This is a genomic window from Thalassospira lohafexi (assembly GCF_002844275.1).
In the GTDB taxonomy this organism is placed as follows: Bacteria; Pseudomonadota; Alphaproteobacteria; order Rhodospirillales; family Thalassospiraceae; genus Thalassospira; species Thalassospira lohafexi.
In genome coordinates this window covers 572784-595679 of sequence record NZ_NXGX01000003.1, presented here as the reverse complement: position 1 = coordinate 595679, position 22896 = coordinate 572784, and the positions used below count along the sequence as shown (strand labels likewise).

Below are 22896 nucleotides of genomic sequence, written 5' to 3'. Positions count from 1 at the left end.
CAGCAAAACCGGGCAGTGGCGGCAAATTTGGCCGGTTTACATTGCGATATTCTGCCCCAAATGCTATTTCGCCCATGTTAGTTTTCCCGCAGACCGCCGGGCTTAGGGTCTGTACCGATTAATTTGGATGGATTAAACATGTCAGACGCATCAAACAGCACAGATATTGCCATTATTGGCGCAGGCCCGGTTGGGCTTTTTGCGGTTTTCGAAGCCGGTATGCTGGGGCTTAAATCCCATGTGATTGATGCGCTTGGAATGGTCGGCGGCCAGTGCAGCGCGCTGTATCCTGAAAAACCGATCTTTGATATTCCGGCCCACCCGCAGATCGCCGGTCAGGACCTGATTGATCAGCTTGCCAAGCAGGCTGCTCCGTTTGAACCGACGTACCATTTGGGTCAGCAGGTCACCAAACTTGAAAAACGTGATGATGGCCGCTTTACGCTGACCACCAGCACCGGCACGGTAATTGACGCTGGTGCGGTTGTCATTGCCGCAGGCTGTGGTGCGTTTGGCCCGAACAAGCCGCCGATGGATGGTCTTGACGATTACGAGGATTCCGGCGGGGTTCAATATTACGTCAAACGCCGCGCTGATTTTGCCGGCAAAAAGGTTGTGATTGCCGGCGGCGGGGATTCGGCGGTTGATTGGGCATTGTCGCTGCATGATGTTGCCGAAAAGGTCATGGTGGTCCACCGTCGCCCGAAATTCCGTGCAGCCCCAGACAGCAGTACAAAACTGCAAGCATTGGCCGAAGCCGGGAAGATCGAGATGGTCATTCCCTATCAGCTCAAGGGCCTTCGCGGTGAAAACGGTGTGCTGTCGCATGTTGTTGTCGCAACGCTTAAGGGCGAAGAACGCGAACTTGAAGCCGATCACCTTTTGCCGTTCTTTGGCCTTGCCATGGAACTTGGACCGATTGCCGACTGGGGCCTGAATGTCGATAAAAACCATATCGGTGTGACACAGGCGACCATGGAAACCTCGGTTCCGGGCATCTTTGCCATTGGCGATATCGCCCATTACGAGCATAAATTAAAACTGATCCTGTCGGGCTTTGCCGAAGGGGCAAGTGCGATCCATGCCGCGCGCAGCTACCTGTTCCCGGACAAGGAATTCCATTTCGAATATTCGACCACCACAGGTGTTCCGAACGAATAACCCAAACGCATTTCAGGAAAGCGCACCATGACCACAAATACCCCGACCCATGTTGGTGGCTGTCTCTGTGGCGCGGTGCGTTTTTCTGCATCTGGCGACCCGGTTGGCGCCAACCACTGCCATTGTGGCATGTGCCGCAAGGATAGTGGATCGGGTGTTTCAACCTTTGTCAGCTTTCGGACCGATGCCGTCACATGGGACGGCACACCGACCGATTACGAAAGCACACCGGGTAAATATCGCGGATTTTGTCCCAAATGCGGGTCGAGCCTGACATGGTGGAGCCGCGAAAGTGCTGACACCATCGATCTACGCCTTGGCAGCTTTGATGACCCGACCCGTTTTAAGGCGAAAAAGCACCTTTGGGTCAGCACAGCCCTGCCCGAATTTTCCGTGATTGATCCCGACATCGATCATTTCGATCAGGGTAGCTAAAACATCCCCTGCTTAAACCTGACCTCTTGAAACACTTCAAAAATAAGGGCTTTTGGCTCTGGCCCTTAGGGTGCATTCATGTCAGGCTGCTAAACTTCACTGACAGTCGAAATCTGCACACACCACCATCAAGGGGGCCTTTATGAGTGAACAACGTCAGGAAGACCAAAAGAACCCGAGCTTCATTACAAATATGCATAAGCTGATTCTTTTTGGGTCAGGCACCTTGCTGCTCGGAACTTTGTTGTTGATGGTGACGTTTCAGGCCGCAATTGAAATGATGATGTATGGCCGTTCGGCGGGCAGTTTTGTGGTTGTCATTGGCACAGCGGTCGCCATCGGCCTGCTTGTTGCCGGCTCGACCATCATTTCGAAATGGGTCTCGCGCAAGGTGCAGGCGATCCTGGAAGAATAAACCGTCCCGTTGATCCAGTCGGATCGCCCGGTCATGGATCAGGATCAGATCAGACCACATCGACCTTCAAGAAGTCGGCAAGCACGCCAACAATCATTGCGTGATCCTCGGCGGAGGCCAGCCCCGATACCGTAATCGCCCCGATGACACCAACACCGGAAACCCGGATCGGGAAGCTGCCGCCGTGATCGGCATACTCAGCAAAATCAAGGCCATGATCGGCAAGCGTTTTACCCTTGGTTTGCAGGGTCACGCCAAACCGCATCGAACTTTCATGTTCGCGTAACGTCACATTGCTTTTACGCTGCGCCCAGCCGTCATTTGCCGGTTTGGCACCGGGAAGGGATGCGTGAAACAGGGTGCGGTCCGGGGTGCGGATATTGATGGCGACCGGTGCGTTTTGCGCCTGTGCCACCCCCACCAGTTTGGAACCGATTGCCCATGCGATGTCTTCGTCAAAGCGGTCAAACACCAGTGCTTCTTCCTGTTTGATCAGACGGTCAAGCTCCATGGGTCGGCTCCTGCGATATGTGTTGTGGTTGGATCATCCATAGCGCAGCGAAGGTACTTCTGAAAACAGCAAAGAAAAAAGGCTGCAACCCCAATGGGATGCAGCCTTTGTTTTGATACCGAAACTTCGGCAATCGCCTATTTATCGTCGCCCATCTTAAGCGCATTGATAAAGGCCGACTGTGGAATTTCCACCTTGCCGAACTGACGCATCTTTTTCTTACCGGCTTTCTGCTTTTCCAGAAGTTTACGTTTACGCGACACGTCACCGCCGTAACATTTTGCCGTCACGTCTTTGCGCATTGCCGATACGGTTTCACGGGCAATCACCCGGCCGCCAATGGCGGCCTGAATGGCGACTTTGAACATCTGACGCGGGATAAGATCCTTAAGACGTTTGCAAATCTCACGGCCACGGTATTCTGCGGCCGAACGGTGAACCATCAATGCCAGCGCATCAACCGGATCTTCGTTGACCAGAATGGAGACCTTGACCAGATCGCTTTCGTCATACCCGGCGATATCGTAATCAAAGCTGGCATAGCCACGCGAAATCGATTTCAGACGGTCATAGAAATCAAACACCACTTCATTGAGCGGCAATTTATAGACCACCATTGCGCGGTTCCCGACATAGGTCAGGTCAAGCTGAACACCACGGCGTTCGGTACACAATGTCAAAATCCCGCCAAGATAATCGTCGGGCACCATGATCGATGCCTTGATCCATGGCTCTTCGATTTTGGCGATCTTGGTGACATCGGGGAAATCTGCCGGATTGTGCAGCAGGATTTCTTCGCCCTTGCTCATGGTGATCTTGTAGGACACCGACGGTGCGGTCGTAATCAGATCAAGCTCGAACTCACGTTCAAGGCGTTCCTGAATGATCTCAAGATGCAAAAGCCCCAAGAAACCACAGCGGAAACCAAGACCAAGGGCGGTCGAGTTTTCCGGTTCGAACTGGAACGATGCGTCATTGAGATGCAGCTTTTCAAGCGCGTCACGCAGGGTTTCATATTCGCTGGTGTCGACCGGGAAAATGCCACAGAACACAACCGGAATGGACGGTTTGAAACCGGCCAGCGGTTTGGCGCACGGGCGTTTGTCCTCGGTAATGGTGTCCCCGACTTCGCATTCGGCAACAGTTTTCATACCGCAGTTGATAAAGCCGACTTCGCCCGGGCCCATTTCTTCAAGCGCGATCGGTTTTGGCGTAAACACCCCGACACGGTCAATGGTGTGGGTGACCTTGGCGTTCATGAAACGGACCTTCTGGCCGCGCTTAAGCGTGCCTTCCTTGACCCGCACCAAAATCATCACACCGAGATAGGCGTCATACCAGCTATCGACCAGCAAAACTTCAAGCGGTGCGGTCGCATCCCCGGTCGGGGATGGAAGACGGGTTACCAGTGCTTCAAGCACGTCTGGTACACCAAGGCCGGTTTTGGCCGAAATCATCACCGCGTCACTGGCATCAATGCCAATCACTTCTTCGATCTGTTCTTTGACACGGTCTGGCTCTGCGGCAGGCAGATCAACCTTGTTCAGAACCGGAACGATTTCGTGGTTGTTTTCAATTGCCTGATAAACGTTGGCCAGCGTCTGGGCTTCGACACCCTGTGCGGCATCCACCACCAGAAGTGATCCTTCGCAAGCCGCAAGAGAGCGCGACACTTCATAGGCAAAGTCGACGTGACCGGGCGTATCCATCAGGTTGAGGGTATATTCAACCCCATCCTTGGCGGTATATTTAAGACGCACGGCCTGTGATTTGATGGTGATGCCACGTTCACGTTCGATATCCATCGAATCGAGAACCTGCTCAGCCATTTCACGGTCGGTCAGGCCGCCGGTCAACTGGATCAGACGGTCGGCCAGGGTCGATTTACCGTGGTCGATATGTGCGATGATCGAAAAATTACGAATATGCTTAAGGTCGGTCATATGGCTGCTTCTGGCACTAAAGTTGGCTCGCATTCGGCCAAGGGGCAAAACAATATCGAAACGCTGTGATTGTCGTTGTCTGACTGTCGCGAAACCCGTCACACGCAAGGTTCAGCCGAAAGCATCCATCCCGGTCTGCACACCATGTTCTGGCAGCGACGCTGGGATGAAACACATCGCCTAAACGATGTGACACTTACAGGAAAACCCGCCATATGTGATCCGCAAAGCAGTCAGGAAATTGAACAAACAATTCCCCGGATCAATCACCAGCGGGTTTATAGGGGTTTTTGCCTGCAAATAGAAGCGTTGTGTTGCAAATGCCCACCAGTGTTTTGCAATGCCATCACGACCGAACATCATCGCGATCCACCTGTCATTGCGTCAAAGGTGCCACCGCATTCATCAAATCCCTGTTTGCAGACGCAATTTCTTTGTCGTTACATAAGATTTAGACCATCTACGCGCTTTTCAACCGCAGAAAAAGAACATAGGTTTTAGTCAGAGCTCACCCCATCTAACAAGGATGAGCCGAAACAGTCCGAGTGGGAACGCCTGCCAACATGTTCATGACCTCAATCGAGCAAACCCTGTCTCGTCGCAGCTTGGCAAAGCTGCGCAAAAGGCTGGCGCTCTTGACCATGACCGGCGTGTTTGTCCTGCTGTTTTCCTTCTTCTTCATCCAGAAAACGCTGTATGACAGCGCCGTTGACCAAGCCAGCAGCCAACTTGAGGCAACCGCCTACCGACTGGGGTTGATGCTGTTACAACACAGCACAGTCGATCTGCAAAAAATCGTTGATGACAATTCCGGTGTCACGGTGGGGCTGTTAAATGGTCAACTTGAACAGGTCAGCGGATATATCCCGCCACATCTGATTGGCGATCTGGCGGAATACATTGTCAAGCAGCCTGCGGATCGCGATTCATTGCTGTGCGTCCATGGGCAACAGGTCATGATTCTGGCCTATAGCAAACTGCCTGATCTTGATCGGATCCTGGTTGCCTATACCCCGCGATCAAAACTGATGGAAAACTGGCGCCAGGCCATCATTTTGCACGCGCTTTTGTTTGTCATGGCCATGACCATCCTGTGCGGGTTGGCGATCTGGCTGTGGCAACGCCTTAAGCGCCAGCATTTGCGCGCCGCCCATTTGGCCGAACATTTCAGCGAGACGGAAAACACTCTGTCGGAATGTGGCTGTGCGGTCATCAGCTGGCCGGTCGATACTGCTGACGGGAAATTAGTCACACAAATGAACTGGCCCGAAATTCTTGGCCCGTCGAATGAAAACATCAAACCGCTGCTAACCGAATTCCTTGACCGGTTAACGCCATCCTCAATGGCAAGACTGCGCGGACCGCTTATTGACAATGTCTGGCCGGACGCGCGGATTGGCGCGATGGTCGATATTCGCATTGATGCCAACCATACCCAGCGTTTCTATCTTATGGCGCATAGGTACCTTGAGAACGAACGTGATTTTATTTCCGTTCTATTGCTTGAAACCGCTGCACAGCAGGAACTTTGCAATCCGTTCGAAACCTATTTGCGCCACACGCCCGAACCATCAATTGCAGTTGATACCGATGGAATTTTGCACGGGTTTAGCCCTGCGTTCGAAGAACTGGTCGGGACACGTCTGTATAATCTGATCGGCCAGCCATTTTTCAAACTGTTCGAGCCCGAAGACCAGCAAATCGCCCTTGCCTCATCACGCTCCCTTACCGAAAAGCGTGATTCGGGTGACACAAAGCAGATCCTGCGCCTTCGGGATCGCAACGACAATATCCGCTGGCTTTCGTGGCATGCCATCGGGCCCTTTGACGGCATGACCTTTAGCAGCGCGCGCGATGTCACCGAGTTTGTGGAAAATGCCAACAAACTGCGCGACACCCTTGATCAGCTTAAACGCAGCAACGAGGACCTCGAACAGTTTGCCTATGTTGCATCACATGACTTGCAACAACCGTTACGCATGGTCGCAAGCTATACCCAGCTTTTGAAAAAACGCTATGCCGGTACACTTGATCAGGAAGCCGACGAATATATCGACTATGCGGTTGATGGCGCAAAGCGGATGCACAAGCTGATCAGCCACCTTCTGGAATACGCCAAAACCGGCACCAATGAAGATTTCAGCACAGTTGACTGCAATCAGGTCCTCAACGAAGCACAGGCAGACCTTAAAACAATCATCAGTCAGGAACATGCCACCATAACCCATAACGAACTGCCCAGCCTGATGGGTGACCGCATTGGTCTTTCGCGGCTGTTCCAGAACCTTGTGTCAAACGCGATCAAGTACCGGCGTCCGGGCGTCCCGCCCCATATTGACATTACGGTTGAACCCGATACGCCGTCGGGTGATTTCTGGCGTTTTTCAGTGCGTGACAACGGCATTGGCATTCACCCCGAACATGCCCAGCGTATTTTCCGTCTGTTCCAGCGCCTGCATAAGGATGAATTTTCCGGAACCGGGCTTGGCCTCTCGCTATGTCGGAAAATTGTCGAACAGCACGGCGGGAAAATCTGGCTTGATACCACCCGCCCGATCAGTGATCCGGGCGCCACATTCATCTTTACACTCCGTGCCAGCCGGTCTGAATAACGACGGCTAGAACCCGGCATCAAATGGCAAGCATATTGCTTGGTATGTCGGCATAGGCGTGACGCAGGGAAAAAGCTGCCTCGCTCTGGCACCAAGGGAGTTACGGAAAACATGACCATAAGCTTTGCCCGCAACCGTCGTTCGATCCTGACATCTGTCGCAATGCTGGGGCTACTTACGCTTGGCGCCTGTGGCTCGGACATGCGCACCATGAATGACAATCACATGCAGACCCTTGCCAACTTCTTTGCCCAGCACGAACCGGGGGAGCCATTGCCGCGCGGATGGCGGCGGCTGGATGGCAGGGAAATCAACTACCGTTTTGCAAACGAAACATATGCCATCTATTCGATTGACGAGGATGAGCAGCTTCTGGTTTTGCATCTTTATGACAATGGTGTCGGGCGCCTTGATGCCGATGACGATCGCGAACAATGCACATGGAACAGCATGGCCGATCAGCTCAGCATCGAATGCGATGACACCGATATGGAATGGCACATCTTTAGCAACGGGCCCGAGTTGATCGCACTTGATCTCGACGAGGAAGAATATGCCATCCTGCGCAAGCGCCCCGGTCGGTAAATTTATCCCGGCCGCTTGGCATTAGCCACACTTTGCATCCCCGATAAAAGAAAACGGGCCGCCCGAAAGCGACCCGTTTTTAAATGTTTTACTGACTTGGTGCCAAACTAGGCCCGCAAAGATCCGCCGGTTGCCTTTTCGACAGCCGCGACAACGTTTTTGCTGACCGTATCAATTTCTTCTTCGGTCAAGGTTGCCTTGGTCGGCTGTAATGTGATCGAAAATGCCAATGATTTCTTGCCATCCTCGATGCCTTTGCCGGCATAAAGATCAAAGATCGTCACATCGACAATCAGGTTACGGTCGGCACTGCGCGCAGCCTTAATAATGGCTTCGGCCTTCACATCCTGATCAAGCAAGAAGGCAAAGTCCCGCTCAACCGACTGGAAGCTTGATGCGTTAAGCGCCGGACGGGCCGTACCTTTTTTCTTTGGCATCGGCACGTTTTCGACAAACAGCTCAAACGCCACGACACGACCTTTAACACCAAGCGCCTTAAGCACTTTGGGGTGCAACTCACCGAAATACCCAAGAACGTTTTTCGGACCCAGCTGCAAGGCGGCTGAGCGTCCCGGATGATACCAGCTTGGCGCACCGTCGGTAGAAACCTGCACATTGGCCGCATTGGTCCCAAGCGCCTCAAGCAGCGCTTCTGCATCGGCCTTAACGTCAAACACATCAACGTCACGGCGCGAACCGGTCCAACTGCGTGCTGTGGTGGCACCAGAACGAAGACCCGCCGCCACAAGACGCTGATCACCCGGCTGATCACCAAAGAATTCCGGCCCAACTTCAAACAAAGCCAGATCAGAAAACCCGCGTGCGTGGTTGCGTCCGGCCGCCGCGATCATATTGATCAGCGCATTAGGCCGCATCACATCAAGGTCGGAACTGATCGGATTGGCCAGATACAGGCCGTCTTTAAGCTCACCAAACAGCTTTGCCCAACGCGAGTCCGTAAAGGCCCATGTCACGGTCTCATAAAGGCCACGTGACGCCAGAACACGACGGGTCAGACCAACACGTTTTTGCATCGGCGACAGGGCCGGTACCGGCAGGCTGCTTTCGCGTTCCAACGCAACAGTCGGGATTTTGTCGTAACCGACAATTCGCAGGACTTCCTCGACCAGATCGGCTTCGCCAATCACGTCAGGACGCCATGTCGGTGCGACGGCGGAAATGACCGGGCCTGAACCACTGACCTCAAAGCCAAGCGATGTCAGGATTTCAACAACACGATCAGCCTCAACCGCAACACCGCCAAGCTCACGAATACGGTCAATACGCAGATCAAAGCTGTTGCGCGGGTTTGGCACTTCGCCAGCTTTGACAACGTTCGAAACTTCACCACCACAGATTTCCGTAATCAAATGGGTGGCGACTTCCATGCCCCAAGCAATCGATTGCGGATCAACGCCACGTTCGAAACGATAGCGCGCATCGGAATTGATCTGAAGCTTACGACCGGTCTTGGCAACGCTGATCGGATCAAACAGGGCGCATTCGACAAACACGTTTACTGTGTCTTCAAGGCACCCGGTTTCTTCGCCGCCAATGATGCCACCAATGCCAAGTGCCTTTGCCGTGTCAGCAATGACAACCATGGTATCGGAAAGCGCGTATTCCTTGTTATCAAGGGCCGCGATTTTTTCACCATTGGTCGCATAACGCACATTGATGTCACCCGACAGTTTATCGGCATCAAACACATGCAACGGACGGCCCAGATCGTGGGTTACCAGATTGGTGATATCAACAAGGGCCGAAATCGGGCGCAGGCCGATGGCCTCCAGACGGGCTTTAAGCCAATCTGGGCTTTGGGCATTTTTCACACCACGGATATACCGGCCATAAAATGCCGGAACCGCATTATTCGATGCAATGTCGTCACTGATCGTGACACCAACCGGGCTGTCAAATGTACCTGAAACGGCTTCCTGACGCGGGTCGGCCTTAAGCGTACCGATACCGGCTGCGGCCAGATCACGTGCAATACCACGCACACCGGTGCAATCGGGGCGGTTCGGTGTCAGACCGATTTCAAAAATCGTATCATCCGCACCCAAGATACCGGCAACTGGTGCACCAATTGGCGCATCATCGGGCAACTCGATAATGCCGTCATGATCGTCACCAAGGCACAGCTCACGGGTTGAGCACATCATCCCCTGGCTTTCGACACCGCGGATTTTACCCGGTTTCAGTTTCGATCCATCAATCGGAATGATCGCACCGGGCTGAGCCAAGGCAACCTTGATGCCAGTGCGCGCATTTGGTGCACCACAAACGACCTGAATGATTTTCTCGCCGGTATTGACCCGGCACAGCTTCAAACGGTCTGCATCCGGATGCTGTCCGGCTTCTTCGATATGGGCAACACGAATGTCGGCAAGGGCTGCTGCACGATCGGTAAGCCCTTCGATTTCAAGGCCGATATCAGTCAGTTTCTCGGCAATCACCGCAACCGACGCATCGGTATCAAGGTGCTGTTTTAGCCAATCAAGTGTGAATTTCATAATCTCAGCCCCTTACCATGTTCGGTACATCCAGCGGCACGAAACCATAATGTTTCAGCCAGCGCAGATCGGTATCGAAGAAGGTACGAAGATCGGGAATGCCGTATTTCAGCATGGCAATACGTTCAATCCCCATGCCAAAGGCAAAGCCCTGATATTCTTCCGGGTCAAGACCACAGGCCGACAGGACGCGCGGATGCACCATGCCGCAGCCAAGGATTTCCAGCCAGTCGTCGCCTTCACCAATCTTGAGTTCCCCGCCTTTGCGCGAACAGCCGATATCCATTTCGGCACTCGGCTCGGTGAACGGGAAGAAGCTTGGACGGTAGCGCACCGGCACGTCATCAAGTTCGAAATAGGTTTTCACAAACTCAAGCAGGCAGCCCTTGAGATGCCCCATGTGCGTTTTTTTATCGATCACCAGACCTTCGACCTGATGGAACATCGGCGTATGGGTCATATCGCTATCGGAACGATATGTGCGCCCCGGTGCAATGATGCGGATCGGCGGGGTTTTGTTTTGCATGGTTCTGATCTGCACAGGCGATGTATGGGTCCGCAGCACAAGGCGCGACCCGTCTTCGCGTTCAGGCAGATAGAAAGTGTCCTGCATTTCGCGCGCGGGATGTTCCGGCGGAATGTTAAGCGCGGTAAAGTTATGGAAATCGTCTTCGACGTCCGGCCCTTCGGCCAGTGCAAAGCCCATCTCGCCAAAGATCGAGACAATTTCGTCAATCGTCTGGCTGATCGGGTGAATACGGCCTGCCGTTTCATCAGGACGTGACGACAGGGTAACGTCGATCCGCTCACCCGACAGGCGCGCCTCAAGGGCGGCATCTTCAAGGGCCGTTTTGCGGGTGTCGATTGCGCCTGCAACCTGGTCTTTGACCGCGTTCAGCGTCTGACCAAATTCACGACGTTGATCGGGGTCCATCTTGCCAAGGTTTTTCATCAGGCCGGTAATACGGCCTTTCTTGCCAAGGGCGCTGATGCGGACATCTTCAAGTACAGCCAGATCGGCCGCATTTTCGACTTCCGCCAGAACCTCTTCGCGCAATGCTTCGATGTTTTCCATAACTTCCGACGCTTTGGCTTGGGTTTCAAAAACAAAAAGAACGTAAAATAAGAAAGGGGACGGCCAATATGGCCGCCCCCGATCAAATCAGGCAAGTGCCTATATAAACCTTATTACAAAGGTTTATTAGCCGAGTGCAGCCTGCGCCTGTGTAACCAGAGCTTTGAAAGCTTCAGGTTCACGCACTGCGATGTCAGCAAGCACCTTGCGGTCCAGTTCAACGCCAGCCTTCTTAAGGCCGTTCATGAACTGCGAATAGCTCAGACCGTTTTCACGTGCACCGGCGTTGATACGCTGGATCCAGAGTGAACGGAACTGGCGTTTCTTAACGCGACGATCGCGGTATGCATACTGCAAACCTTTTTCCACAGCCTGAACGGCAGTGCGGAAAGTATTCTTGCGGCGGCCTCGGTAACCCTTGGCAGCATTAATAACCTTGCGGTGACGGGCGTGTGAAGACACGCCCCCTTTTACACGAGCCATTTAACTCTCCTTAACCTTAACCGTACGGCAGGAATTTTTTGACAATGCGGGCATCGGCGTCACAGAGAATCTCTGTACCACGCGACTGGCGCTTCATCTTGGTAGGTTTTGCAGTCAGCAGGTGGCGCTTGTTTGCCACGTTGCGACGCACTTTTCCGCTTGCAGTCAGGCTAAAGCGTTTTTTAGCACTCGCTTTGGTCTTCATCTTGGGCATTTTTCTATCCTTGCATATGCAATGAAAACGAAATCCCCTACGGCGGCTGGGCATGCCCTGAAAGTTCATAACAAACTTTCCAGCCTCACCACCTGTTTCGGGGACGGGTGGTTATAGACTCAGCATTTGCCTTTTTCAAGGACCAATTCGCCCCTTTGCCCTTGCTTTTTGCGGCTCTGCCCCGCCATTGTGCATTCGACAGATCAAATAAACCCGCCCAGTTTCATTCTCTCGCCTCTATATCACAGGTCGCATGGCACAAATTACATCTATCATCCTGCCCTTTTTCAGCCTGATTGCCCTTGGCTGGATTGGCGGAAAGACCAAGATCGTCTCGAGCGAAGGGATGCGCGGCATCAATGGCTTTGTTTTTTACTTTGCCTTGCCTGCCCTTTTGTTTCGCGCCCTTGCCAGCCGGACACCATCAGAGATTTGGCAGCCCGACATTTTGCTTGCTTACGGCGGGGCAACGCTTCTGGTTTATGGCGCAACGCGGCTTATTGCAAAACGTGTCTTCAAACTCGATCCCGCCTGCCAGACGCTTTTTTCCTTTGGCAGCACCATGCCCAATGTCGGTTTCATGGGCTTACCCCTGATCATTGGGTTGCTTGGAACGCAGGCGACTGTTCCCCTGATTGTCGCCCTGTCGTTTGATCTGATTTTCATGTTGCCGCTTTCGCTGTTCCTGCTTGAAACAGCGAAACATGCCGATGGCACAAACCCATTGGGCAAAATCCTGCGCGGAACGTTGCTTAATCCGGTTGTCATCGCGATTCTGACCGGCGTTGCGGCCAGCATTCTTGACCTTCGCTGGCCAGACGGTGTGGATTATCTGCTGGAACTTCTGGGACGCAGTGCCGGGCCGGCAGCACTATTTGCCATTGGCGTCGCACTTGTCGGTCGTCCGATTGCCGAAAACCGTGCCGAGCTAGCCGTCATGAGCATTGCCAAACTGGTTGCCCATCCCGTGGCCGTCTTCATTGCGTTTTATACTCTTGGAACCGTTTCCGGGCTGGAGGCACAGGCTGTTTTACTGCTTGCAGGCTTACCAACGGCGGGGAATGTTTTTGTCATCGCAACAACCTATGACCGATATATCGTTAGAAGCTCGTCAATTGTTCTGGTGACCACAGCCGTCGGCGTTATCAGCTTTTCGATCCTGACATTATATATTGATTCGCTGATCACAGCCCTGCGCCCACTTATCCCATAAACACACTCCACCATCGGCTGATACCGACAGGGCTGGCATTCAAACGCAATGCGTGAAGGTGCAGATTACAGGTGAACCGTCAAACCGCCGTTTTGATGTTATGGGCGCGGCCGATCCATTTTTCGACTCGTGTCATCAGCTTTTCGCGATTGACCGGCTTAAGGACAAAATCGTTGCCCCCGGCGGCAACACCGCCGCGCAGGTCTTCTTCGCTCTGACGTGCCGTGACATAAATGATCGCGCAGGCAAGATTGGGGAAATGGGTCCGCACATTAAGTGCGGTTTCAAACCCGTTCATGTCGGGCATCATGATATCCAGAAGGATGATGCGCGGCCTTGCCGACTTCAGGAGTTTTAAAAGGTCCTTGCCAGAGGAAACCCCCTGAAACTGATAACCGCCGCTTTCGACGATTCGTTTCAGAAGAACCAGACTTTTCGGGTCGTCATCAACACCAACGATCAGAAGATCATTTACGGCTGGCATGGCATTCCCTCTTTGGCTTGGACCTCTTTGGGCAGAACGGCAAAACGCCGCGTCTTAACGCGGCGCCAGTACCATAATCATAACACGACCTTCCATCTTCGGCATCATTTCCGGCTTGGAAAGATCTTCAAGATCCCCCGAGAAGCGCTGGAGCATGCCAAGACCAAGATCCTGGTGGGCCATTTCACGTCCGCGGAAGCGCAACGTAACTTTCACCTTATCACCACCGCCAAGAAACTTCTGCGCGGCGCGCAGTTTGACGTTGTAGTCATGGATATCGATGTTCGGACGGAGTTTGATCTCCTTGACTTCGATAACCTTCTGTTTCTTTTTGGCTTCGTTCTGCTTTTTGCTTTGTTCGTATTTGAACTTGCCGTAGTCGATCAACTTGCACACTGGCGGTTCGGCATTCGGAGCGACTTCGACAAGGTCGAGTCCAACTTCTGCTGCCTTTTCAACGCCTTCACGCACCGTCATCGGATCCGACATATTGCCTTCAGCGTCGACAACACAGATCAAACGGGCTTTAATATCCTCATTGACGCGCGGACCATCCTTGGTCGGCTGCATCGGTTTGCGTGGTCGTGCTATGGATAATCTCCTATGGTAATCAAACAAATCGGTCAGAAAGAGTAATATGGAAAACCGCGTTTCTATGAAACCGCGTTTTTCACTAGACCTGCACTAGCATATCCCGGTGCGCTCAGAAAGCAATGTTTTTAGGCAAGTCAAAACCTTTCAAAGCGCCAATTTCCGCGCTTTTGAATTAACGGTGTGCTTATTGTGCCATTACCGGTTTTTTATTCGTCCAAATCAAGACGACGGCGCACTTCTTCCATCACACGATTAACGGTTAATTCCCGCAGGTCACTTTCGCGAACGGTGCTAACGGCATTTGCGCCAATTCCGCGCGGTGCACTTAATTTTGGATCCGATTCGCGCGAAAACAGGACAATGGATGGCGCCCCTGCGGCAGCCGCAATATGCATCGGCCCCGTATCATTGCCGATCGCCAAAACCGACCGCGCACCAAGCGATGCAATGTCAAGAAACCCGGTGCGCCCCATCAGATTGCGGGCCTTCGGGCACATGGCATCAATCTTGCCCAGGACGTCGCTTTCCTTCTCGGTTCCGATCAGAACCGGCGTTAAGCGATAATCAGCAAGTTTCTTGGCCAAAAGCCCAAACCGTTCTGCGGGCCATCGCTTTGCCGGGCGATGCGGCGCGCCGCCCGGACAAATCAGAACGAACGGACTGCGAATGCCAAAACGATCCAGATCAATGTCAGGTCCGGCAAGAACGGGAACAGGAACCTTCGAAAGACCGGCATATTCAAGCTGGTCAAAAATTCGATCAAGCGCGTGCATGCTATCGCGTTCGGGATTTGCATGCGGGTGTGAACATCCACGTGCGATTCCGGACCACTCGGGCTTTGGGCTTGGCCAGAACAATTTGTAATAGAACCCGGACCGGTCCGAGGTTTGCAAATCATAAACGCGGTCAAAATTACCGTTGCGCAGAAAACGGCGCAGGGCAAAAACTTCGCGCAGATTGGTCAATTTTGGGCGACGGTCGATGGCAATCGCATCAAAAAATCCACTGGCTTTCATCAGATCGACAAACGGCCGTGTGGTCAGAACCGTGATATGCGCATCAGGATGGGCAGCACGGATCGCCGCAAACGGCCCCATTGCCAGAATAACATCGCCCAGTGCAGAAAGCTTGATCACCAGAATACGCTTGCCCGTTGCCGACGCATCCACCGCCAGTTCTTTACCGGCTGTTGTAACAACCGGATCAACTGGCATACTCATGATATCGTCGTTCATGCTGCATTCCTGTGAACGCGCTTAAGCGCCTTGGCATAAACGCCAAGTGTCTGTTCGGCCATCTGTTCAAGCGAGTAATGATCGATCACATGCTGACGCCCCTTGGCCGCAAGGGTCGCGCGTTTTTCAGGCGTCATACTCAGAACCTGAACAAGTGCGCGTGAAAGCTGTTCGACTTCATTGGGCGTAACAAGCCACCCGGTTTCGCCCGGAAGAACCGTTTCCATCGCCCCACCGTGCGCAGTTGAAACAACCGGACGTCCCATTGCCTGTGCCTCGGACGGAATACGGCCAAAGGCTTCGGGTTCAATCGACGGGCAGGCAACGACATCGGCCAGCATATAGGCCGCAGGCATATCGGCACAATGGTCGACAATATGTACGACATCTTCAAGCCCAAGCTTATTCGTGACCTGCAGCACTTCGTCGCGGTAACCGGTCCGGCCCTGATCTGATCCAACAATCAGACACCGCACACGACGATGCCCAAGGGCCTCAAGAACCGCCGGCAAGGCACGAATGAGGAAACCATGCCCCTTCCAGCGCGTGATACGACCCGGCAACATAATCACATATTCTTCGCCATTCAGACGCCACAGGTTTGACAGCGCAATAAGCCGTTCCTGACTGACATTTTCGGGATTGAAAAGATCAACATTCGTTCCGCGTGGAACGATATTCAAACGATCTGGTTCAACCTTGTAATACTTGTTGATGTGGGTGGCGATGTGCTGGGAAATCGCAATAACCTGATCCCCCATCGTCATGATCGCGTTATAGCGGCGCTTGAACGGATTTTTATACCCGGAATACGTCCCGTGGAACGTCGTCACAAACGGAATTCCGGCCTTGCGCGCCGCAAAATAGGCACTCCAGGCGGGTGCACGCGAACGGGCATGGATGATGTCCACACCTTCGTCCGAAATAAGCTTCACCAGTGCGTCGATATTCTTGCGCATGGTCAGGATGTTTTTGGACTTCAGCGGCAAATTGATATGCTTGGCCCCAAAGCGGTCCAGTTCGCGCTCAAGCCGTCCCCCCTGGGATGCGACAAGCGCCTTGCCGCCACCGTCAACGATGGCACGGGCAATATCAACCGTTCCGCGCTCGACCCCACCGGCGTCAAGTTCTGGCAAAACCTGTAAAATTACGGCAGGACGATAGTCCCCGCCTTGCGCTCGGGGCTCTGATCGATAGACTGCTTCAGTCATTACTTCTGACGCGCTCATGCAACTCCAACCACCAACATCCAAGGACTCCGCCCCGGATGACACATGACATGCCTAAACCGCAGCTTGAACACCCCCAACATCTCGACCGGCGGGATGGATTGAAAATCGCATACCATCACACGCCCGGCAAGCAATCTGACACTCAAGCCGCCAATTCCCGGACTTTAAAGATGCCGGGCGTTATGTTCCTTGGCGGTTTCATGTCAGACATGACCGGTACAAAAGCAACGCACCTTGAGGAGCACTGCATCCGGCAGGGGCTGGGTTATACCCGCTTTGACTATGGTGGTCACGGACAATCGTCAGGCAAATTTGCCGATGGCACAATCGGCCAATGGGCGGCGGATGCCATTGCCGTTCTTGATGAAATTACCACCGGACCACAAATTCTTGTCGGGTCATCGATGGGCGGCTGGATCATGTTGCGGGTCGCCCTTGCCCGACCAGAACGGGTTGCCGGGCTTGTGGGGATCGCGGCCGCACCTGACTTTACCGAAGACCTGATGTGGGCACAGTTTAGCGACGATCAGAAAAAATCGATTATGGAAGACGGCGCCTTGATCGAACCCACCGACTATGGCGACGATCCCTATACCATCACACGCAATCTGATAGAGGATGGCCGCGATCAGCTCGTTTTGCGCAAACCACTGGAAATCAAATGCCCGGTGCGTCTGGTTCAAGGCATGAAAGACCCCGATGTACCGTGGCAAACCGCCCTTCGTCTGACCGACGCACTGGTAACCGACGATGTCCGCATTGATCTGATCAAGACCGGCGATCATCGATTGTCCGAACCTGATCAGCTCGACGTCATTACCAAACATCTCGATGAAATTTTGGCAAAGGCGAAAGGATAATCCAACCGCCTTTGCCACCACGAAGTGTCAGGCGAGGACAACCTGGTTGTCCTCGACCTTAACCGCAACCGGTTCAAGCACATCGCCTGTGCAGGGACCAGAAACACATTCACCGTCTTGGATGCGAAACCGCGCCCCATGGGTCGAACAGATGATTTCATCACCAAAGTCGCTGATGAATTCATCTGGTTCCATATCAAGCGGCACACCGATATGCGGACAGCTATTTACATAGCCAAAAACACCTTCATCGCTGCGCACGACAAAAATGCCCGTCCCGCCAAGATTAATGCCCTTGGCACCGGTCGCATCAAGATCGGTTAGCGCGCACAAAACTGTGCCTGCTTTGGGCAAATCGCTCATGGTGCGACACCACCCATTTCACAAATCGCCGCCCAGGACGCATCATCAATCGGCATGACCGACAAGCGAGATTGCTTGAGCAACGAAAGCTCGGCAAACCGTGGATCGGCCTTGATGTCGGCAAGGGTAACCGGTAATTTCAGCGGCTTGACCGTTTTGAAATCAACCTGAACAAATTTGCCCTTTGCATCCGTCGGATCAGGGTAAAATTCCCGCACCACTTCAACGATGCCAACAATGCGTTTCTCATTCACTGAATGATAGAAAAACGCCTTGTCGCCAATTTTCATGGTGCGGAGATTCTTGGCAGCCTGATGGTTGCGCACACCATCCCACCCTTCAACATCCTTCTTGATCTGATCGTCCCACGACCAGCTGCCCGGTTCGGTTTTGATCAGCCAATACGCCATGGATCAGAAGACCTTTTTAAACGGACGGATCACAACAGATTCAAAAAGACCGGCCTTGGCATATGGATCATTGGCGGCAAATTCGCGCGCATCTTCAATCGCATCAAACTCGATGATAAAGACCGAACCATTCATGCCTTCCATATCAGGATCAAGGGTCGGGCCCGCCGCAACGATACGCTCGGCAAAACCGCCTTTGATATAGGCCAGATGGTCATCACGGTTGGCTTTACGCACGTGAAGGTGACCGGGTTTATCAACACAACGGATATAGAAATGCATGGACTGTTTCCTGCTTCTTTATGGGTTCAATACCCGTAAAGTGACAGAAGGTTGCCCCATTCTCAAGCTGAACCAATCGCCAATGACCTGCTTGTGGTCAGTATGTGCGAAAAGTCTACTGCGCGGCCTCAAGTTCATCACGGAAAGGACGCTGCAAAAGCCCATTGATCGTGCTGCGCAGATCGCTGCCATGGTTGGCAACCTGATCAACTGCCGTGCAAATCGGCATTTCGACCTGATATTTCATCGCAACTGCGGTAATTGAGGCCGCCGTATAAACGCCTTCGGTCACCGAACGGCGTTCGCCCAGAATATCAGCAGACTTGCGCCCCTGTCCAAGGGCAACACCAAACGTGTAATTGCGCGATAATGTCCCGGTACAGGTCAGGGTCAAATCCCCAAGCCCGGCAAGCCCCAGCATGGTTTCAACCCGCCCGCCCATGGCAACCGCAAGCCGTGACATTTCAGCAATGCCACGCGTAATCAAGGCCGCGCGCGCATTATCGCCAAGCTCAAGCCCGGCAACCACGCCACTGGCAATCGCCAGAACGTTTTTGATCGCACCGGCAACTTCAACCCCGGCAACATCCGTGCTGAAATAGGGGCGAAATTCCGGTGTGCCAATCAGTTCGACAAGGCGCTTGCCCAAGCCGCGATCTTCGCAGGCAAGGGTAATCGCCGCAGGCAACCCGGTGGCAACTTCCTTGGCAAAGGTTGGCCCGGAAAGAACCGCAACCGGCACATTGCCCAGCGTTTCAGTCACAACCTGCGCCATCAATGCCCCGGTTTCCTTTTCGATCCCCTTGCAGCAAATCACAGCCGGAAGATCGTCGGTCCAGTGGGCCGCAAGCTTGGTCAGGGTTTCACGCAAATGCTGGGCCGGTGTCACCAATAAAACCGCATCCGCATCGCGCAACCCGTCATAGGCCGTGGTTGCCCGCAATGCGCCGGGCAACGAAACACCGGGCAGATAAAGATCATTTTCGCCATTGGCGTTGATCTGTTCGGCCAGATCGGGATTGCGCAAAATCAGTTCAACATCCGCACCCGCACGGACGGCCTGTATGGCCAATGCCGTTCCCCAGGCGCCGCCGCCGATAACTGTAATGCGCTTTTTCATGATCTGTTTTCCGGGCAAAATATGAGGTCGTTTTTAATCGAATCGATTTATGCCTTAACCCCGGCACCGGGGCGCTTGGGGGCTTCGGGGTCCAGCGGCCAGCGCGGGCGTGGCTTGAAATCAAGATCATCACGTTCGCCCAGACGGAACCGTTCCAGCCCGGCCCATGCAATCATGGCGGCATTATCGGTACAAAGATCAAGGGGTGGCGCAACCAGCTTCATGCCCGCCTGATCGGTAAGCTCGGTCAAACGCCCACGCAGATATTTATTCGCCGCAACCCCACCGGCCAGAACAAGCGTGTTACCCGCCGGGTAATCTTGCATGAATTCGAATACAGCGTTGCGCGCCCGATCAATCAGGGTATCGCCCACCGCACGTTGAAAGGATGCCGCAAGGTCGGCTTTGACGTCCTCGGTTTGCTGTTCAACCGGGAAACCGTCCATGTAATTGCGAACCGCCGTCTTAAGCCCGGAGAATGAAAAATCACACCCCGGACGACCACGTAAGGGCCGCGGCAGGCCAAACCGGTTCGGGTTGCCCTTTTCCGCAATTTTTTCAAGCGCTGGACCACCGGGATAGCCAAGTCCCATCATCTTGGCGGTCTTATCAAAGGCTTCGCCGACCGCATCGTCAATCGTCGTGCCAATCCGTTTATAGCGCCCGACACCTTCGACAATCAGAACCTGACAATGGCCACCTGAGACCAGCAGCAATAAATAGGGAAAGGCAACATCGTCGGTCAACCGCACGGTCAGCGCATGACCTTCAAGATGATTGACCGCCATGAACGGCTTTTGCGCGGCAAAGGCGATGGCCTTGGCGGTCATGGTCCCGACCATCACCCCGCCAATCAGGCCCGGTCCGCCCGTACAGGCAACCGCATCAAGATCATCAAACTCGACACCGGCATCATCCATCGCCTCGGCGACAAGCCGATCAAGATGCTCAAGATGTGCGCGCGCCGCAATTTCGGGCACCACGCCGCCATAGGGACGATGATCATCAAGCTGGGATAAAACGCGGTTGGACAAAATTTCGCGCTTGTCGTTTACAACAGCAGCGGCCGTTTCATCACAGCTTGTTTCGATACCAAGTACGATCATGCTTTTGATCCGGTCAGGGGTGCGCCGAAACCCTCGGCTTTGGGATGACAATACTACGCTTGGGGATGATGTAGCGGAAACTTTACCTGCTTTCCACCCCCGACGGGCGCATTTGCCATATGCAGTTATCGCGTTTCAGGCCTATTTTGACAGTCTAAAGGGTTTGTTTCGCCGCCCATTTACCCACGCCTCGCAAAACTGTCGAAACTCTCTCTAGACCGACATACGTCAATGAAATCGCATTTTCTGACACTATAATAGCACCGTCATACCAATCGATTTTTACCAAGACGCAGACCGCCGCACCCCTTGTTTTCAAACAACTTTAAGACTAAAACTCCTGTCATGACAGATACAGCAAAACTTCGCATTGGCACCCGTGGTTCACCCTTGGCATTGGCACAGGCGCACGAGGTCCGTGATAAACTGGCCGCCGCCCATCCCGAACTTGCCAGTGAAGGTGCAATCGCCATCACGGTCATTACGACAACTGGCGACAAGATCCTTGATCGCGCATTGTCGGAAATTGGCGGCAAGGGACTGTTTACCAAGGAAATTGATGATGCCCTGATGGGGGGCGACATTGACCTTGCTGTTCACAGCATGAAAGACGTTCCGACAGTCCTGCCTGATGGCATGATCCTGCCGACGATTTTACCGCGTGAAGATGTGCGTGATGCATTTATTTCGCTGAAATATAAAAGCTTTGCCGAAATGCCTGCCGGGTCCGTGATCGGATCGGCGTCGCTGCGCCGTCAGGCCATGATCCTGAACAAATATCCCGATCTCAAGGTCATCACATTCCGCGGCAATGTACAGACCCGGCTTCGCAAACTTGGCGAAGAACAGGTCGATGCCACCTTACTGGCGATGGCTGGTTTGAACCGTCTGGGCCAACCCGAAATTGCCACCGCCCCAATTGCCGAAGACGATATGCTGCCCGCAGTTGCCCAAGGGGCAATTGGCATCACCATCCGTGAGGATGACAAACAGGCCAAAGACTGGATATCCGCCCTTCATTGCGAAAAGTCGGCAATCCGTGTCGCGGGTGAACGTGCTGCCCTGTTCGCGCTTGATGGCTCCTGCCGCACCCCGATTGCCGCCCTTGCCGAGTATCATGAGGATGGCAGCATGCGGTTGCGGGTTTCAATCGTGCGCCCGGATGGCAGCGAACGGCTTGATACCGAACGCCATATTGCACAGCCAGACATGGCAACCGCATCTGCCGCGGGAAAAGATGCCGGGGAAGAGCTTAAACAACGCGGTGGTCCGGACTTTATTTCGGCCTGACTCACAACATAACGGGACAGAAAATGGGACCACTGGTTTTAAACACCCGGCCCAAAACAGATTCCGCCGATCTTGAAGCATCCCTTCAAACGCGTGGCTACCGGGTTCTGTCTGCGCCGATGTTGGAAATTGAGTTTCCCGCACAAACCAGGCCTTTTGACCCGACCCCGTATCAGGCCCTCATTTTTACATCCGCCAACGGGTTGCGGGCCTTTGCCCGTCTGTCACAGGACCGCTACCAAACGGCTTTGTGTGTTGGCGATGCCACTGCTCGTCTGGCCGCTGATATGGGGTTTAACCGGATCGAAAGTGCCAATGGCGATATCCACGATCTCGCCGCGTTGATCCGGGAACGGATTAGTCCCGCAATGGGCCCGCTTTTCCATCCCGCAGCGCGCAAGACGGCAGGTGATCTGGGCGAAATCCTGCGCGACGGCGGGTATCAGATTGACCGCCAAATCGTCTATACCGCCCACGCCAGCCAGACCCTGCCACAACAGATTTCAGATGCCATCGCAGCGCATCATATTGATGCAGTTTTATTTTTCTCTCCCCGCACAGCCGAAACCTTTGTTAAACTGGTCAAAAGCTACAAGCTGGAAGGGGAACTGACAGATACCTGTGCAATTTGTCTCAGTCCTGCAGTGCAATTGCGAACTGCCGACCTTACATGGCAAAGAACGTACGTTGCATCAAAGCCAACACAGGAATACCTTCTTTCTATACTAGATCAGTCATTTTCCAGCGTATAACTGCG

The 22896-nt window shown here is 53.6% G+C and carries 24 protein-coding genes; 9 read left to right on the top strand and 15 right to left on the bottom strand.

All coding sequences use genetic code 11. From position 1 onward, the window contains the following. Window positions 1–138 precede the first annotated feature (138 nt). The 3 genes from COO92_RS09760 to COO92_RS09750 all read left to right on the top strand — a co-directional run bounded on the left by COO92_RS09760 (window position 139) and on the right by COO92_RS09750 (window position 2011). Window positions 139–1161: an NAD(P)/FAD-dependent oxidoreductase gene (locus tag COO92_RS09760; protein WP_101301673.1), complete on the top strand. Its 1023-nt coding sequence runs from the start codon at window positions 139–141 to the stop codon at window positions 1159–1161. Window positions 1162–1188: 27 nt separating this feature from the next. Beyond that, window positions 1189–1596, top strand: coding sequence for a GFA family protein (locus tag COO92_RS09755; protein WP_101301672.1), 408 nt, complete (start codon window positions 1189–1191; stop codon window positions 1594–1596). Between the two features lie 142 nt (window positions 1597–1738). Beyond that, window positions 1739–2011: a hypothetical protein gene (locus COO92_RS09750; RefSeq protein ID WP_101301670.1), complete on the top strand. Its 273-nt coding sequence runs from the start codon at window positions 1739–1741 to the stop codon at window positions 2009–2011. A 49-nt stretch (window positions 2012–2060) separates the two neighbouring features. On the opposite strand, the gene COO92_RS09745 is transcribed toward COO92_RS09750, so the two are convergent. Together COO92_RS09745 and lepA are read right to left on the bottom strand one after the other, a co-directional pair. Continuing rightward, window positions 2061–2522: a heme-degrading domain-containing protein gene (locus COO92_RS09745; RefSeq protein WP_101301668.1), complete on the bottom strand. Its 462-nt coding sequence runs from the start codon at window positions 2520–2522 to the stop codon at window positions 2061–2063. Window positions 2523–2659: 137 nt separating this feature from the next. Beyond that, complete coding sequence (lepA, locus tag COO92_RS09740) at window positions 2660–4465, bottom strand: translation elongation factor 4 (RefSeq protein ID WP_101301666.1); 1806 nt, start codon at window positions 4463–4465, stop codon at window positions 2660–2662. Between the two features lie 563 nt (window positions 4466–5028). On the opposite strand from lepA, the gene COO92_RS09730 reads away from it, so the two are divergent. Together COO92_RS09730 and COO92_RS09725 are read left to right on the top strand one after the other, a co-directional pair. After that, on the top strand, window positions 5029–7077 hold the full coding sequence (locus tag COO92_RS09730) for a sensor histidine kinase (RefSeq protein WP_101301663.1): 2049 nt from the start codon (window positions 5029–5031) through the stop codon (window positions 7075–7077). Window positions 7078–7188: 111 nt separating this feature from the next. Next, entirely contained in the window at window positions 7189–7662 is a 474-nt protein-coding gene (locus tag COO92_RS09725) for a hypothetical protein (RefSeq protein WP_101301661.1), read from the top strand. A gap of 107 nt (window positions 7663–7769) precedes the next feature. On the opposite strand, the gene pheT is transcribed toward COO92_RS09725, so the two are convergent. From pheT to rpmI, 4 genes are all read right to left on the bottom strand, one after another. Further along, a complete protein-coding gene (gene pheT / locus COO92_RS09720; RefSeq protein WP_101301660.1) occupies window positions 7770–10178 on the bottom strand; it encodes a phenylalanine--tRNA ligase subunit beta in 2409 nt (802 codons plus the stop codon). A gap of 4 nt (window positions 10179–10182) precedes the next feature. Beyond that, a complete protein-coding gene (gene pheS, locus COO92_RS09715) occupies window positions 10183–11253 on the bottom strand; it encodes a phenylalanine--tRNA ligase subunit alpha (protein WP_022732735.1) in 1071 nt (356 codons plus the stop codon). A 126-nt stretch (window positions 11254–11379) separates the two neighbouring features. Continuing rightward, window positions 11380–11736 carry a 50S ribosomal protein L20 gene (rplT, locus tag COO92_RS09710; protein WP_022732736.1) on the bottom strand — a complete coding sequence of 119 codons (357 nt, stop codon included), beginning with the start codon at window positions 11734–11736 and terminating at the stop codon, window positions 11380–11382. A gap of 16 nt (window positions 11737–11752) precedes the next feature. Continuing rightward, window positions 11753–11950, bottom strand: coding sequence for a 50S ribosomal protein L35 (gene rpmI, locus COO92_RS09705; RefSeq protein WP_022732737.1), 198 nt, complete (start codon window positions 11948–11950; stop codon window positions 11753–11755). Window positions 11951–12203: 253 nt separating this feature from the next. Here rpmI and COO92_RS09700 point away from each other — a divergent pair, with 253 nt between their 5' ends. Beyond that, window positions 12204–13163 (top strand): AEC family transporter, encoded by a 960-nt coding sequence (locus tag COO92_RS09700; protein WP_101301658.1) that lies wholly within the window; start codon window positions 12204–12206, stop codon window positions 13161–13163. 79 nt (window positions 13164–13242) lie between these two features. Here COO92_RS09700 and COO92_RS09695 read toward each other — a convergent pair whose 3' ends face one another. The 4 genes from COO92_RS09695 to COO92_RS09680 all read right to left on the bottom strand — a co-directional run bounded on the left by COO92_RS09695 (window position 13243) and on the right by COO92_RS09680 (window position 16687). After that, complete coding sequence (locus COO92_RS09695; RefSeq protein ID WP_022732739.1) at window positions 13243–13647, bottom strand: response regulator; 405 nt, start codon at window positions 13645–13647, stop codon at window positions 13243–13245. 54 nt (window positions 13648–13701) lie between these two features. Continuing rightward, window positions 13702–14217: a translation initiation factor IF-3 gene (infC, locus tag COO92_RS09690; RefSeq protein WP_022732740.1), complete on the bottom strand. Its 516-nt coding sequence runs from the start codon at window positions 14215–14217 to the stop codon at window positions 13702–13704. 230 nt (window positions 14218–14447) lie between these two features. Beyond that, the gene (locus COO92_RS09685; protein WP_420823343.1) at window positions 14448–15476 is read right to left on the bottom strand and encodes a glycosyltransferase family 9 protein; all 1029 of its coding nucleotides are present in this window, start codon (window positions 15474–15476) and stop codon (window positions 14448–14450) included. Continuing rightward, on the bottom strand, window positions 15473–16687 hold the full coding sequence (locus tag COO92_RS09680) for a glycosyltransferase family 4 protein (RefSeq protein WP_101301657.1): 1215 nt from the start codon (window positions 16685–16687) through the stop codon (window positions 15473–15475). The genes COO92_RS09685 and COO92_RS09680 overlap by 4 nt, the downstream gene beginning before the upstream one ends. A gap of 68 nt (window positions 16688–16755) precedes the next feature. On the opposite strand from COO92_RS09680, the gene COO92_RS09675 reads away from it, so the two are divergent. Continuing rightward, window positions 16756–17568: an alpha/beta hydrolase gene (locus COO92_RS09675; RefSeq protein ID WP_240626391.1), complete on the top strand. Its 813-nt coding sequence runs from the start codon at window positions 16756–16758 to the stop codon at window positions 17566–17568. Window positions 17569–17595: 27 nt separating this feature from the next. Here COO92_RS09675 and COO92_RS09670 read toward each other — a convergent pair whose 3' ends face one another. From COO92_RS09670 to tsaD, 5 genes are all read right to left on the bottom strand, one after another. After that, window positions 17596–17931: a Rieske (2Fe-2S) protein gene (locus tag COO92_RS09670; protein WP_101301653.1), complete on the bottom strand. Its 336-nt coding sequence runs from the start codon at window positions 17929–17931 to the stop codon at window positions 17596–17598. Continuing rightward, entirely contained in the window at window positions 17928–18341 is a 414-nt protein-coding gene (locus tag COO92_RS09665; protein ID WP_101301652.1) for an EVE domain-containing protein, read from the bottom strand. The genes COO92_RS09670 and COO92_RS09665 overlap by 4 nt, the downstream gene beginning before the upstream one ends. 3 nt (window positions 18342–18344) lie before the next feature. Further along, complete coding sequence (locus COO92_RS09660) at window positions 18345–18623, bottom strand: YciI family protein (RefSeq protein ID WP_022732746.1); 279 nt, start codon at window positions 18621–18623, stop codon at window positions 18345–18347. 115 nt (window positions 18624–18738) lie between these two features. Further along, window positions 18739–19743: an NAD(P)H-dependent glycerol-3-phosphate dehydrogenase gene (locus COO92_RS09655; protein WP_101301651.1), complete on the bottom strand. Its 1005-nt coding sequence runs from the start codon at window positions 19741–19743 to the stop codon at window positions 18739–18741. Between the two features lie 47 nt (window positions 19744–19790). After that, a complete protein-coding gene (gene tsaD, locus COO92_RS09650; RefSeq protein ID WP_101301649.1) occupies window positions 19791–20849 on the bottom strand; it encodes a tRNA (adenosine(37)-N6)-threonylcarbamoyltransferase complex transferase subunit TsaD in 1059 nt (352 codons plus the stop codon). 345 nt (window positions 20850–21194) lie between these two features. Here tsaD and hemC point away from each other — a divergent pair, with 345 nt between their 5' ends. Then, complete coding sequence (gene hemC / locus COO92_RS09645; protein ID WP_101301648.1) at window positions 21195–22139, top strand: hydroxymethylbilane synthase; 945 nt, start codon at window positions 21195–21197, stop codon at window positions 22137–22139. Between the two features lie 23 nt (window positions 22140–22162). After that, complete coding sequence (locus COO92_RS09640; protein ID WP_101301646.1) at window positions 22163–22891, top strand: uroporphyrinogen-III synthase; 729 nt, start codon at window positions 22163–22165, stop codon at window positions 22889–22891. Window positions 22892–22896: the final 5 nt, after the last annotated feature.